Origin of the sequence: Kitasatospora sp. NBC_01539 (assembly GCF_045040525.1) — a bacterium.
GTDB lineage: Bacteria > Actinomycetota > Actinomycetes > Streptomycetales > Streptomycetaceae > Kitasatospora.
Genome location: NZ_CP109390.1, coordinates 4,863,605 through 4,877,007 on the forward strand (window position 1 = coordinate 4,863,605; position 13,403 = coordinate 4,877,007).

General features: G+C 75.8%; 10 protein-coding genes. 6 read left to right on the plus strand and 4 right to left on the minus strand.

What is annotated here, in order from left to right; translation table 11 throughout:
- The first annotated feature begins 11 nt into the window (after positions 1-11).
- Positions 12-1,955 (plus strand): ATP-binding protein, encoded by a 1,944-nt coding sequence (locus tag OG335_RS21000; RefSeq protein ID WP_405012665.1) that lies wholly within the window; start codon positions 12-14, stop codon positions 1,953-1,955.
- Positions 1,952-4,309 carry a hypothetical protein gene (locus OG335_RS21005; RefSeq protein ID WP_405012666.1) on the plus strand — a complete coding sequence of 786 codons (2,358 nt, stop codon included), beginning with the start codon at positions 1,952-1,954 and terminating at the stop codon, positions 4,307-4,309. Before OG335_RS21000 ends, OG335_RS21005 begins: the two co-directional genes overlap by 4 nt.
- Here OG335_RS21005 and OG335_RS21010 read toward each other — a convergent pair.
- The gene (locus OG335_RS21010; RefSeq protein ID WP_405012667.1) at positions 4,297-5,292 is read right to left on the minus strand and encodes a cation diffusion facilitator family transporter; all 996 of its coding nucleotides are present in this window, start codon (positions 5,290-5,292) and stop codon (positions 4,297-4,299) included. The genes OG335_RS21005 and OG335_RS21010 overlap by 13 nt on opposite strands.
- Before the next feature lie 153 nt (positions 5,293-5,445).
- Here OG335_RS21010 and OG335_RS21015 point away from each other — a divergent pair, with 153 nt between their 5' ends.
- The 3 genes from OG335_RS21015 (at position 5,446) to OG335_RS21025 (ending at position 9,829) form a co-directional block, all read left to right on the plus strand.
- On the plus strand, positions 5,446-7,200 hold the full coding sequence (locus OG335_RS21015; RefSeq protein ID WP_405012668.1) for a threonine/serine exporter ThrE family protein: 1,755 nt from the start codon (positions 5,446-5,448) through the stop codon (positions 7,198-7,200).
- Positions 7,201-7,253: 53 nt separating this feature from the next.
- Complete coding sequence (locus OG335_RS21020; protein WP_405012669.1) at positions 7,254-8,375, plus strand: hypothetical protein; 1,122 nt, start codon at positions 7,254-7,256, stop codon at positions 8,373-8,375.
- Between the two features lie 137 nt (positions 8,376-8,512).
- Complete coding sequence (locus tag OG335_RS21025; protein WP_405012670.1) at positions 8,513-9,829, plus strand: GNAT family N-acetyltransferase; 1,317 nt, start codon at positions 8,513-8,515, stop codon at positions 9,827-9,829.
- A 98-nt stretch (positions 9,830-9,927) separates the two neighbouring features.
- On the opposite strand, the gene OG335_RS21030 is transcribed toward OG335_RS21025, so the two are convergent.
- On the minus strand, positions 9,928-10,707 hold the full coding sequence (locus OG335_RS21030) for a TetR family transcriptional regulator (RefSeq protein ID WP_405012671.1): 780 nt from the start codon (positions 10,705-10,707) through the stop codon (positions 9,928-9,930).
- Between the two features lie 214 nt (positions 10,708-10,921).
- On the opposite strand from OG335_RS21030, the gene OG335_RS21035 reads away from it, so the two are divergent.
- Entirely contained in the window at positions 10,922-11,446 is a 525-nt protein-coding gene (locus OG335_RS21035; protein ID WP_405012672.1) for a GNAT family N-acetyltransferase, read from the plus strand.
- Between the two features lie 65 nt (positions 11,447-11,511).
- On the opposite strand, the gene OG335_RS21040 is transcribed toward OG335_RS21035, so the two are convergent.
- Positions 11,512-11,991 (minus strand): macro domain-containing protein, encoded by a 480-nt coding sequence (locus OG335_RS21040; protein WP_405012673.1) that lies wholly within the window; start codon positions 11,989-11,991, stop codon positions 11,512-11,514.
- A gap of 9 nt (positions 11,992-12,000) precedes the next feature.
- Positions 12,001-13,299, minus strand: coding sequence for an MFS transporter (locus tag OG335_RS21045; RefSeq protein WP_405012674.1), 1,299 nt, complete (start codon positions 13,297-13,299; stop codon positions 12,001-12,003).
- Positions 13,300-13,403 lie beyond the last annotated feature (104 nt).

The window sequence follows — 13,403 nt, forward strand, 5'->3', positions numbered from 1 at the left end:
ACTCTGACCCCATGTCCCAAGGTCTGCCATCCGCCGACAATCTGCGTACGACCGAGGTCGACCTCGGCGGTCTGGTGAGCGTGCTCGCCACGCACCTCTACTCCACGCCGCTGGTCGCACTGCGCGAACTCGTCCAGAACGCCCACGACTCGCACACCCGCCGCCGCCTGGAGGACCCGGACTCCGCCGCACCCGCGGTCATCCGGGTGCGCGCCGACGCCGCGCGCCGCACCGTCACCGTGGAGGACACCGGGGCGGGCCTCACCGAACCCGAGATCCACGCCTACCTCGCCACCGTCGGCACCGGCTACACCCGCATGCTGCGCGACCTCACCGGCAACCAGGAGCTGATCGGCGCCTTCGGCCTCGGCTTCCTCTCCGCGTTCTCCGTCGCCGACGAGGTCGTCGTCACCACCACCTCGCACCGCGAGCCGCACCTCGGCCACCGCTACCGCAGCCGCGGCGGCGAGCAGTACAGCGTCGAGCCGACCGGGCCGCGTCCCGCCCCCGGCACCGCCGTCGAACTCCACCTCAAGACCGAGCACGGCCACCTCGCGGACGAGGGCGCCCTGCGCGAGGTGCTCGGCCGCTACTGCGTGCTGCTGGCCGTCCCGGTGTACGTCGGCGACGACGAACGGCCGGTCAACGACATCCCCGTGCCGTGGCGCCAGGACACCGGCGGCGACCTCCACGCCGCCCGGATGCACTTCGCCACCGCCTTCGGCCGCCGCTTCGAGCCCCTCACCGCCTTCCCCTTCGCCCCCGCCGACGGCGCGACCGACGCCGTCGGCCTGCTCTGGGTGCAGGACGGCGGCACGTACGGCTCCACCGACAACCGCGACCTCGCCGTCTACCTGCGCGGCATGCTGCTCGCCGACGACGCCCGCGACCTGCTGCCCAGCTGGGCCGGGTTCATCGGCGGCGTCGTCGAGTCGAGCCGGCTCACCCCCACCGCCAGCCGCGAGGACCTGCAGCGCGACGAGCACTACCGCGCCCTGCAGAAGGCCCTCGCCGACGCCGTCGTCGACGGCCTCTACGAGACCGCCCGGCTGCACCCCGCCGCCTGGCGCCGCATCCTCGCCCGGCACGGCCAGGAGCTCCTCGGCGCCGCCCTCTGCGACGACCGGCTCTTCTCCCTGCTCGCCGACGACGTGCCGGTGCCCACCTCCCAGGGCGACCTGACCGCCGGCGCACTGCGCGCCGCCGGACACGGCGCCCTCCACGTCGCCCTCGGCTCCGGCGGCGGCTTCGAGGAGATGCTGTACCGCGCCATGCAGGTGCCCATCGCCCGCGGCGACCGGTACGCCGTGCTGCCGTTCCTGCGCCGCTACGCCGGCCTGAAGAACTGCCGGATCGTCGAACTCGGCAGCGAGCAGGGCAACCGCGAACTCTTCCGCGACCCCGACCGGCCGCTGGCGGCCGACGAGAACGCCTGGCTGACCGCCGCGCTCGCCGACGACGGCGAACAGCTCGTCGCCGCCCGCTTCGACCCGCCCGGCCTGCCGCTCGTGCTCGTGCCCGACCGCGAGGCCGAGCTCAAGGCCCGCATCGAGGACGACCAGGCCGACGCCCGGATCCCCTCCGCCGCGCTGCGGCTCGCCCGCGCCTTCACCGCCCGCACCGACGGCACCGTCAAGGCCCGGCTCTATCTCAACCTCGCCGCACCCGCCGTCCAGGACATCCTCGGGGCCTATCGCGCCGGGCACACCGGCAGCGCCACCGCCGCCGCCCTGCTCCGCTCGCTCAAGGTCATCATGGCCGCGGCCGGAGGCTCCGCCGCCGGCGACCTGACCGCCGCCCTCGCCGGGATCGGCACCGCCGTCGCGGCCCTCACCGCCGCCGTGCCCGACGGACTGTCGGACCTGCCCGACACACTGCCCGCGGACGACCGCCCGACCGGCGAGCCGCAGGCCGGCGCACCGCAGACCGACGACCCGCAGGGGGACACCGCATGAGCACCGACATCTGGGCCTGGGTGCGCGACACCCACGAGCAGCTCTCGGAGGCCGGCCACCACCGGCTCGCCACCGCCCTGGTCGAGATCGCCGGCCACGCCGTCGAAGGCCGCAACGAACAGCTCGACGCGATGTACCCGGAGGCGCTCGCCTCCGCCCGCGCGCTCGGCCTGCCCTGGGTCGAGGTCTTCCTGCGGCACTGGCGCATGCAGAACCTCCTGAACAAGCGGTACCAGGGCGAGGCCGCCATGGCCGAGGCCGTCGACCTGCTGGAGTTCGCGCACCGCGAGGAGACCGCCTCCTGTCCGCAGTCGGTCTGCGTCGTGCAGGACTTCACCATCTGCCACTCCAACATCGACGGCCCCGGCTACGTGCCCGAGCGGCTCGCCGTCCTGGAGGAGACCCTCGCCCGGGTCGAGCCCTCCCGCGCCTGCTTCGACTGCCTCTCCCGCGAGTACGCCGACACGCTGGAGGACGACGGCCGCCCCGCGGACGCCCTCACCCACCTCGACCGCGCCCAGGCCCGCATCCAGGGCGCCGGCGAGCACGTCTCGCTCTCCTTCGGCCACAGCCGGGCCGGCGCCCTCGGCCGCCTCGGTCGCCACCAGGACGCCCTCGACGCCTACGACACCGCCGAACGCGCCTACACCGCCCGCACCCCGCTCGACGACGACGACCGCCGCAAGCTCGGCGCCGGCCGCGCCGTCGCCCTGGCCGCGCTCGGCCGCACCGACGAGGCGCTCGCCCTGCTGCCGGACGCCGCCGAGGCCGACCGGTACCCCGACATCCGGCACCGCTGGGCCACCGCCGTCGAGACCCTCGCCGGCGCGGGCGCCCTGCCGCACGGCGACCTCGCCAACGACGCCGCGACCGGCGCGCAGCTCGCCCGCTGGGTCGGCCACCTGGACACCGCCGGCTCCCACCGGCCCTGCCTCGACCTGCTGCTGATCGCCGGTCGGCTGGCCGTCGCCCGCGGCGCCCGCACCGTGGCCCTCACCCTCGCCGCCACCGGCGACCGCAAGCTCGCGCAGCTGCGCCGCACCGACGGCGTCGCCGACCGCCTCGCGGAGCTCCGGAAGGCCGCCGAGTCCCTGCCGCTCCCGGAGGTGCCGGTGCCCGCCGCCGACCTCCCCGAGTGGCTCGGCGGCCGCCAGGTGACGTACGAGGCCGCACTCGACCACTTCGCCGCCGCGAGCGAGGAGTCCGCCGAGGCCGCCGCCCTGCTCGCCCCGCAGACCGCCCGCGCGCTCGACGCGCTCGGCCACCCCCGGGCCGCCGCCGACCTGCTCTGGGCCCGGGTCGCCGACGACCCGGCCGACGAGCAGCTGCGCGGCATGCTCGGCCAGGTGCTGATCGACGCCGAGGACGCCGACGGCATCCGCCGGCTCGCCGAGCTCCTGATGCCCGGGCACCCCTCCGAGGCGTACTGGCTGCGCGCCCGCTGGGCCGCCGCCGAGGGCCGCTGGGAGGAGACCGGCGAGCACTGCGACAGCCTCCTCGCGTACGAGCCCAACGCCCTCAACACCCGTCGCCTCGCGGCCACCGCCGCCACCCGCCTCGGCGACCACGCCCGCGCCCAGCGGCTCTACCTCGAACTCCTGGAGCACGCCGCCCCCGCGGGCACCGAGGGCGAGGAGGAGCACCGCACCGTCCGGGAACCCGACCTCTGGCACCTGATCACCGCCGCCACCGCCAACCGGGACTGGGCCGTCGTGCGCAGCACCGGCGCCCTGATCGGCATCGAGTTCGACGCCCCCGAGGGCCCGGTGGAGGAGGAGTGGCAGATGGTCACCGTCCGCGCCACCCGCACCAACGGCGCCACCGTCGACCTGCCCGCCGTCCGCACCGGCCCCGCGACCGCGCGGATCGTCCCCGTGCTCGGCGAGGACGTGCCGCTCAACCACCGCGACGTCGTCGTCTTCGGCCCCGCCCTGCTCAACGAGCGGCCCGCCGACGGCGAGGACGACGACTGGCAGCCCGTCTTCGGGCAGCTCACCCTCCTCGACCCGGCCGGCTACACCACCCACTGGCTCGACGGCGCCTGGCCCGGCGACGACGCCTGGTACGCGCTGCGCGAGGACCTCGCCGGCGCGGGGTACGGCCTGTGGGCGTACAGCGGCGACCAGTACCGCGTCACCGACCCGGGCGCCGCCGGGAAGGACGACGACGAGGACCTGCCCGGCATCTACGCCGCCCTCGGCGTGCCGCCCACCGCGTCCTCCGCCGACGCCGACGCCCTGCTGCTGCGCCTGACCGCCGCCTGGCCGCACCCGCTGAGCTGGCTCGACCTGGCCAGGGCCGCGGGGAGCGACACCGCCCGGCACGAGGACATCGTCCGGCGCTACGGGCTCTGACCGGCCTCCGGCCCCCGGCCCCCATGGTCGGGGGTCGGGTCGAGGTACACCCGGGCGACCGCCGGGAAGGCGGACCGGATCGCCCGGTCCGCCTGCTCGGAGGCCGCCTCCACCTCGGCGGCGGTCGCCGACGCCTCGTACGACACCCTGGCCGCCACCAGCACGTCCTGCGGGCCGTGCACCAGCGTCACGAGGTCCGAGACCCGCCGCACCCGCGGCTGGTCGAGCAGGGTCGCCGTGATCCGGTCCTCGGCGGCCTGCGGCAGTGCCCGGCCGATCAGCAGCGACCCGTTCGCCCGCGCGAGCACGTACGCCACGCACGCCAGCAGGGCGCCGATCAGCAGCGAGGCGACGCCGTCCCAGACCGCCGAACCGGACAGCTCGCTGCCGAGCAGGCCGCCGAACGCGAACAGCAGGCCGATCAGCGCCGCCACGTCCTCCAGGAACACCGCCTTCACGGCGGTGTCCGGGGTGCGCCGCAGGAAACGGCCGCCGGACACGCCCATCCGCCCCGACTCCGAGCGGACCTGGCGGACCGTCCGGGCCAGCGACACCGACTCCAGCACGAACGCGACCGCCAGCACCGCGTAGGAGAGCAGCGGACTGCCGAGCTCCTCGCCGTCCAGCAGGGTGTGCACGCCGTCGTTGACCGAGAACACCGCGCCGCCGACGAACGTCGCGAACGACGCGAGCAGCGCCCACACGTAGCGCTCCCGCCCGTAGCCGAACGGATGGGTGTCGTCGGCCGGCCGCGCACTGCGCGCCAGGCCGAAGTACAGCAGCACCTCGGTCACCGTGTCGGCCAGCGAGTGGGCCGCCTCCGCGAGCATGGCGCCCGAGCCGCTCACCAGACCGGCCACCGCCTTCGCGACGGCGATGCCGAGGTTGCACACCCCGGCGACCACCACGGTGGTGGCGCTCTCCGAGGTGTCGGCTGACGCGGGGGAGCCGGCCTCGACCGGCTGCTGGGGGTGCGGGCTCACCGTACGAAGTATGTCGACATGCAAGCCTTCTCACCCGATCCGGCCCGCCGTACGCGCGGAACGCGACGCTCCGTACATGTGCGTCCGCCCGGCCGATCGGGCAAGGTGGGGAGGATCAGCGCGTGGCCGGGAGGCCACCAGGGGAGGCGAGGAGTGGCGGACGTGCCGAAGCGGGGCCGGCCGGGCGGCGGCAAGAAGGCCAGGGGCGGGCGGACGGCCAGACCCGCACCCCCCGGCACCGGGACCGCCGCGAACCCGCCCGGCCCCGCCGCCGCGCCGCGCCCCACCGAGGGCCTGCTCGGCTCCGCCGCCCCGCCCCGCCCGGTACGCACCGAGGTGCCGCTCGCACCGTCACCCGCCCCCACCGAAGGCCTGCTCGGCCCCACGGCCGGCCCCGGCTCCGAGGACACCCTCACCCCCGAGGACTGGCGCGCCGCCGGCTACACCCCCGCCGCCGGCATCGACCTCACCGAGCTGCGGGCCGGCGCCCCCGGCACCGCACCCTGGCCCGACCGCATGCGCACCCTGCTGCGCACCCCGATGTCCGAGCGGCCCTCCTTCGAGCGGACCCCGCGCGACCTGCACCCGTCCGCCGCCCGGCACGTGCCGCGCGTCCTCGACCTCACCCTGCGCATCGGCGAGCTGCTGCTGGCCAGCGGCGAGGCCGCCGAGGACGTCGAGGCCGCCATGCTCGGCATCGCCCACGCCTACCGGCTCGACCACTGCGAACCACAGGTCACCTTCACGCTGATCTCCATCACCTACCACCCGTCGCTCGTCGACCCGCCGGTCAGCGCCGCCCGCACGGTGCGCCGCCGCACCTCCGACTACACCCGGCTCGCCGCCGTCTACCGGCTGGTCGCCGACATCACCGCCGAGCAGGTGACCGTCAACGACGCCTACCGCAGGCTGGCGTCGATCCGCCGCAACCGGCACCCGTACCCCGCGTGGCTGCTCGCCGTGGCGACCGGCCTGCTCGCGGGCGCGGCGACCTTCCTCGTCGGCGGCCGGGTCGACGGCAAGGCGTGGCTGGTCTTCGCCGGGGCGTTCGTCGCCGCCGTCCTCGGCGACCGGCTCGCCTCCCTCATCGCCCGCCGCGGACTGCCCGAGTTCTACCAGTTCGTGCTGGCGGCGATGCCCGCCGCGGTGCTCGGCATCGTGCTCTCCTTCAACGACCTCCACCTGCGCGGCTCGGTCGTCATCACCGGCGGCCTGTTCGCCCTGCTGCCCGGCCGCGCCATGGTCGCCGCCGTCCAGGACGGCCTCACCGGCTTCTACATCACTGCTGCGGCCCGCCTGCTGGAAGTGCTCTACCTGATCGCCGGCATCGTCATCGGCGTCATGTCGGTGCTCTACCTGGGCGTCAACTACAACGCCGCGCTCAGACCCGACGAATCGCTCGGCGGCGCCGTCGACCCACCGGTCCAGCTCCTCGCCGCCCTCGTCCTCACCCTGGCGTTCGCCATGCTGCTGCAGACCGAGCGCCGCACCCTGCCGATGGCCGTGCTCAGCAGCGGCATCGGCTGGTCCACGTACGGCGTGCTGACCAACGCCGGGGTGTCGCCGATCGCCGCCACCGGCGCCGCGGCCGGCCTCGTCGGCCTCTTCGGCGAACTGATGGCCCGGTACCGTTACGCCTCCGCGCTGCCGTACGTGACGGCGGCGATCGGCCCGCTCATGCCCGGCTCGGCGCTCTACCTCGGCATGCTGTCCTTCGCCCAGGGCCACGCCTCCGCCGGGCTCGTCTCCGTCACCCGGGCCGCGGCCCTCGCCCTGGCGCTCGCCATCGGCGTCAACCTGGGCGGGGAGGTGGCCCGGCTGTTCCTCAAGGCGCCCGGCGCGACCGAACGCCTCGCCCCCCACCTGCTCGTCCCCCGCCGCGCCGCGAAACGCACCCGGGGCTTCTGAGCAGGATCCGGCCCGGCCGGACCTCCGCACCACCGAGAACGAAGGCACCACCCGTGATCAGTCACCTGCTGGACGGCTACCGCGAGTACATCGTCGCCGCGCACAAGCAACCGCTGTTCCTGCTGCTCGTCGGGTTCATCACCGCCTTCGTCGGCATCCGCGTCAGCGTCCGCATGATCCGCGCGCAGGTGCGCTGGTGGCCCGGCAACATCACCCCCGGCGGGCTGCACATCCACCACATGGTGTTCGGCCTGGGCTTCCTGCTGGTCGGCGGCATCGGCGTCTTCGCCACCAACGGCGGGCACCCGTGGATCGACTGGTTCGGGCTCTGCTTCGGCATCGGCTGCGGCCTCGTCCTCGACGAGTTCGCGCTGATCCTGCACCTGGACGACGTCTACTGGAGCGAGCAGGGCCGGAAGTCGGTCGACGCCGTCGTCCTCGGCCTGCTCGTCACCGCCCTCCTCCTCACCGGCTACGTGCCGCTCGGCGTCGTACCCGGCCAGTCCGCCGTCGAGGCCGGCCGCTGGGGCCTGGTCGCGGTGATCTCCGCCAACGCGCTGGCCTCCGTCGTCGCCCTGCTCAAGGGCAAACTCTGGACCGGCCTGCTCGGCATCATGGTGCCCGGCCTCTCCCTCATCGGCGCCGTCCGGCTCGCCCGGCCCGGGAGCCCCTGGGCCCGCTGGCGCTACGCGAGCCGCCCCCGGCTCCGCCACCGCGCCGTCCGGCGCGAACGCCGCCTGCACGGCCGCGCCGACCGCGCCCGCACCTGGCTCTTCGACCTGATCGCCGGCGCACCCGACAAGGTGGCGCCGCACCACGTCGCCACCCACCGGGTCGCCGAGAAGATGGCCGCCCGGGCCACCGCCCACCTCGACGCCCAGCACGCCCGGGCACTCGCCCGCCGCTCCGCCCGGCTCACCGACCGGCGCGCCGCCGTCCTCGCCGGACGCCGCCCGGACACCGCACCCGGCCGGACCGCCGACGGACGCGACGCCGCCCGGCGGACCCGGGCCGAATCCCACGCCCGCCGCCGCACCGTACGGGCCGGGCGGCACCGCACCTACACCCTGCGGCCCGGCGGGCCGCCCCCGGCCGCCACGGTGACCGCCCCCGGCCCGCACGCGCCGTACCGCCACCCGCGCCTGCCGCACCCGCAGCAGCGCCGCCCCGCCTGAGCGCCCCGTCTGAGTGCCCGGCGCAGGTGCCCCGCGCGGGTGCCCGTGCGGGTCGACGCCGGGTGAGCACCCGACGCCCCGGCACGGGCGGGCGAAAATCGGATGCCCGCGCCGGGGGCCCGCCGTACCGTGGCCGGATGGGCAACGACGCGCAGACCGGGCCTGACCGGCCCGTCCGACAGCAGCAGGCGGCCGACGGCGGCATCGAGATCCGCGCGGTCACCGAGGACGAGCTCCCGCTGTGGGACCGCGGCGTGGCCCGCGGCTTCCTCCGCCCGCACCTCGACGAGGGCATCGAGTTCCGGCGGCTGCAGTTCGAACCCGGCCGCTTCCTCGGCGCCTTCGACCCGTACGACCCGACCCGCTGCGTCGCGACCTTCCGCAGCTTCGACTCCGAGCTGACCCTGCCCGGCGGCGCCCTGCTGCCGGTCGACGCGATCACCGCCGTCACCGTCAACTCCACGCACCGCCGCCGCGGACTGCTCAGCCGGATGATGCACCGCGACCTCACCGCCGCCCGGGAACGCGGCACCGCCGCCGCCGTCCTCATCGCCGCCGAGTACCCCATCTACGGCCGCTTCGGCTTCGGCCCGGCCACCCGCGGACGCCCGCTCACCGTCGACCTCACCCGCGCGTCCCTCCGCGCCGGCCTGCCGGAATCCGGCGGCCGCATCGACTTCGCCGGCATGGCCGAGGTCCGCAAGCTCGGCGCCGAGCTCCACGAACGCTGGCGGCGCACCAGGCCCGGCGCGCTGCGCCGCTCCCCGGTCTGGTGGAAGCTCCACACCGGCGCGACCAGCCTCCCCGGCTACGACTGGAAGGAACCGTTCGTCGCGCTGCACCGGGCCCCCGACGGCACCGTCACCGGCCTGATCGCCTACACCGTCGACGACACGTGGGAGGGCGACAGCCCGAACTGCACCCTCACCGTGCACGACTTCCTCGCGACGGACGGCCCCACCGCCACCGCGCTCTGGCGGCTCGCCTTCTCCGTCGACTGGGTGCGCACCGTGTCGATCGGCGTCCTCGCCGCCGACGACCCGCTGCCGCTGCAGCTCACCGACCCCCGCGCGGCCGTGCCCGGCCGGGCCGGCGGCGACTTCCTCTGGCTGCGCCTGCTCGACCTGCCCGCGGCCTTCGGCGCCCGCACCTACCGCACCGCCGGGCGGCTCGTCCTGGACGTCACCGACCGCGAGGGCTGGACGGCCGGCCGCTGGCTGCTGGAGGCCGCCGCGGACGGCACCGGCCGCTGCACCCGGCTGGAGGGCCCGGCCGACGGGCCCGCCGACCTCGCCCTGGACGTCGCCGCCCTCGGCTCCCTCCACCTGGGCGCCGAGTCGGCCGTCCGGCTGGTCGCCGCGGGACAGGCCGCCGAGCCCGCCCCGGGCGGCGCCGAGCGCGCCGACCTGCTGCTGCGGACCGCCGTGGAGCCGTTCAACCCGGACAGCTTCTGACCGGACGGCCCCCGGCCCGGGTACCGGCGCCGATCCCGGCCCCGGCGTCGATCCGGCCCGATCCCGGCCTCGGCCTCGGCAGCGTGCGGGCGGGGCGGTCAGGTGGCCGTGCGGCCGATGGTCGGCAGGATGAAGTCCTGGATCAGCCCCTTGGCGTCCCGCACGAGCGGGCGGAAGACGCGGTAGCGGGAGAGCACGACGACCTTGGCGACCATCGGTGTCGACCGCCGGACGAACTCGCGGGTGCGCTCCTGCTGGGGGGTGTGGTCGAAGACCCAGTACAGCACGATGATCATCAGGTGCAGCCAGAGCAGGTCGGGCAGCAGTTCGGCGAGCTCCTGGTCGAGCTTGGAGGCGACGTCCGAGCCGGTCAGCACGTCGCGGAAGAGGGTGACGGCGGTGGCGCGGGCCCGGTGCGACTCGTTGGCGAACGGGCTGAGCGAGCTGTTCGGGTCGGCGGCCGTCCGGAAGAACTGCGCCGCGAACTCGTGGTAGGGCGCCGCGCAGTCCAGCCAGGAGGTCAGGGCGATGCCCAGCCGGTCGGCGAACTCCCGGTGCCCCTCCATCCGCTCCGCGGCGTCGGCCGCGTGTTCCAGGGTCATGCCGTCGTAGAACCCCTGGATCAGGAATTCCTTCGACTCGAAGTAGTAGTACGCGTTGCCGACGGAGATCCCGGCCTCGGTGGCGATGGCCCGCATGGTGGTCTTCTCGTAGCCGCGTTCCTGGAAGAGGCGCATCGCGGTGGCGAGGATCAGGGCGCGGGTCTGCTCGCTCTTGCCGGTCTTGGGGCGGGCACGGCCGCCGGGCAGTTCCGCACCGAGTGCGGGTTCCTGGGCGGGCTCGTCCATGTCGAGGGTGCTGCCCTTCTGCTCGTCCACGGGCCCGAGCCTAGCCCGGTGGGGCGGCGGCGTGGTCCGCCGCGGCCCCGGGGCGGCGGGGGCAAGGGCGGGGCCGCACCGGACATCCCCTCCGCGCCCGGTGCGGTCCCTCGCCGGGCAGGGACGCGTCCATGATCGGCGCGACGACTCTACGGGAAGTTTTGAACGCGTTCAAGTAGGTGGGGGCGGCCTGCCGTGTGACAGGCTCGGCCCCATGACCGGAGAGATCGCCATCAGGGCCGGCGGCGCCGCCGACGCGCCCGCCGTCGCCGCCCTGCACGCCCGCAGCTGGCGCACCGCCTACGCGGGCCTCGTCCCCGACGAGGCCCTCGGCGACGGGCTGGCCGCCGAGCGCGAGGAGATCTGGGCGATCCGGCTCACCGCCGACTACGGCGACCCGGCCTCGACCCCCACCCTGCTCGTCGCCGAGGACCCCGACGGGCCGGTCGGCTTCGCCTACCTCGTGCCCGAGCCCGACGGCCGCGTCCTCCTCGACAACCTGCACGTCAGCCCCGGCCGCACCGGCGGCGGCATCGGCAGCAGGCTGCTCCGCGCCGCCCTCGACCGCGCCGCGCCCGCCGTCCTGCGCCTGGAGGTGCTGTGCGACAACCGGCGCGCCGTCGCGTTCTACGAGCGCGAGGGCGGCCTGCGGACGGACGAGCGGACCGGCCACTTCCCCGGCGGGTACGAGTTGCCCGAGTACGAGTACAGCTGGCCGGCCGCGTCCCACCGGCCCTAGGCGGCGGCCACGCCTCGGCGGTGGTGGGCGGCGGCGGTGGTGGGCGGCGGCGGCCGCGCCGCGTCTCACCGGTCGTAGACGGTGACCGCCACGCCGCGTTCGGCGAGCCGGGAGACCACCAGCGGCTCCACCCTCGTCCAGTTGCCGCCGGCCAGGCCGCAGCCGATCCGCGGCATGTGCACCGAGGCGCCGAGCCGCAGCGCGTGGTCGCCGAGGGTCGCCAGTCCGGCGTCGATCGCCTCGTAGCGCACCGGCACCCCGCTGGAGCGGGCGGTCCGCATGCCGCGCTGCGTCACGATGTTGGCCACCCGGAGGTACCGCCCGACCTCCACGAGCTGGACGGCGCCGAGCGCGAAGTCGTTGCCCGCCCGGCCCCGGTGCCACGCCCGGTAGGCGGCCTCCGGCTCGGGCCAGCGGCGCGACAGCGCCAGCACGAAGCCCTTGCCCCAGCCACCCAGGTCGTTGCACCCGTGCGCGATGATCCTGACGCCGGCCCCCTGCGGCGCGGTGGCGTCCCCGCGCACGTACGTGATCTCCGCTCCCATGCCCGGAGGCTAGCGGGCGGCACCCACAGAGGGCTCCCGCAGGTCGCGGCCGTCCGGCGTGCCCGGCCCGGCGCCGCGCAGGACCCGCAGCCCGGCCGCCGCGACCAGCAGCGCCGCGGCGGCGGCCCCGACCAGCACCAGGTATCCGGAGGCCGGATCGCCCTGCCCGGCGACCAGCCCGCCGAGCGCGGAACCCGCCGAGATGCCGATCAGGATCGCCGACACCGCCGCGGCCATGCCCTGGTTCAGCCGGTGCGCCGGGACGGCCTCCTGGACGAGCGTCATGCCGCTGATCATGGTCGGCGCGGTCGCCGAGCCCGCCGCGAACAGTGCCAGGGCGAGCAGCGCCGGGCTGCCCCCGGCCGACCCTGCCAGGGGCAGCGGGAGCAGCAGGCCGGTCATCGCGGCCAGTCCGACGAGCAGCCGGGTCCGGGCCGGCCTGCGCGGCCGCAGCAGGCCGAACGCCAGGCCGGACACGCACGAACCGGCCGCCACCAGGCCCAGCAGCAGCCCCGCCCAGGCCCGGTGCCCGCCCGCATCGGCGCAGGCCAGCGTGGTCACCTCCAGGGCGCCGAACACCACACCGGTGCAGAGGAAGACCGGCAGCAGCGCCCACAGGCCGCGGCGGCCGCGCGCCGGGGCTCCGGACCGGGCCGGGTGCGCGTCGGCGGTGCGTCCGGGGGCGGTGGCGTCGGGCGTACCGCCGGAGCCCGACAGGGGCGGCTCGGTGTCGCGGCGGGAGGCCAGCAGGAACATGCCGGACGCGCAGAGCAGCCCGGCGCCGATCAGCCCCGCCTCCGGGAGGAGCGACCCGCAGAGCAGCACCGCGAGCACCGGGCCGGTCATGAAGCAGAGCTCGTCCAGGGCCTGTTCGAGGGAGTTCGCCAGGTGGCGGCCGGCGGCGTCGTCCCGCAGCAGGTGGGTCCAGCGGGCCCGGACCATCCCGCCGACGTTCGGCACGGTGGAGGCCGCCGCCCAGCAGACGAACAGCGTCCAGGTGGGGGCGCCGAGCCGGACGCACACCAGCAGGCCGGCCAGCGGCACCGAGGCGGTCAGCGTCGCGGGGACGGCCACCCGGGCCTGGCCGTAGCGGTCGACGAGCCGCCCGAGCAGCGGCATGACGACGGCGACCGTCGCCAGACCGGCCGCCGACACCGCGCCCGCCAGGGCGTACGAGCCGCGCCGCTCGGCGACCATCGCGACGACGGACACCCCGCTCATCGACATCGCGAGGCGGGCGAGCAGCCCGTAGAGCGTGAAGGCGAGTGCCCCCGGCAGGGACAGGATGCGGCGGTACGAGGCGAACACGGAGCTCCAGCGGCGAGATCGGGCTGAGTGGGGTCGCCCCGAGTCTTCCGACGGGTCCGTGCGAGGTCCAACACCTGTGCGAGCCAGACCGACGCATTTCTGTT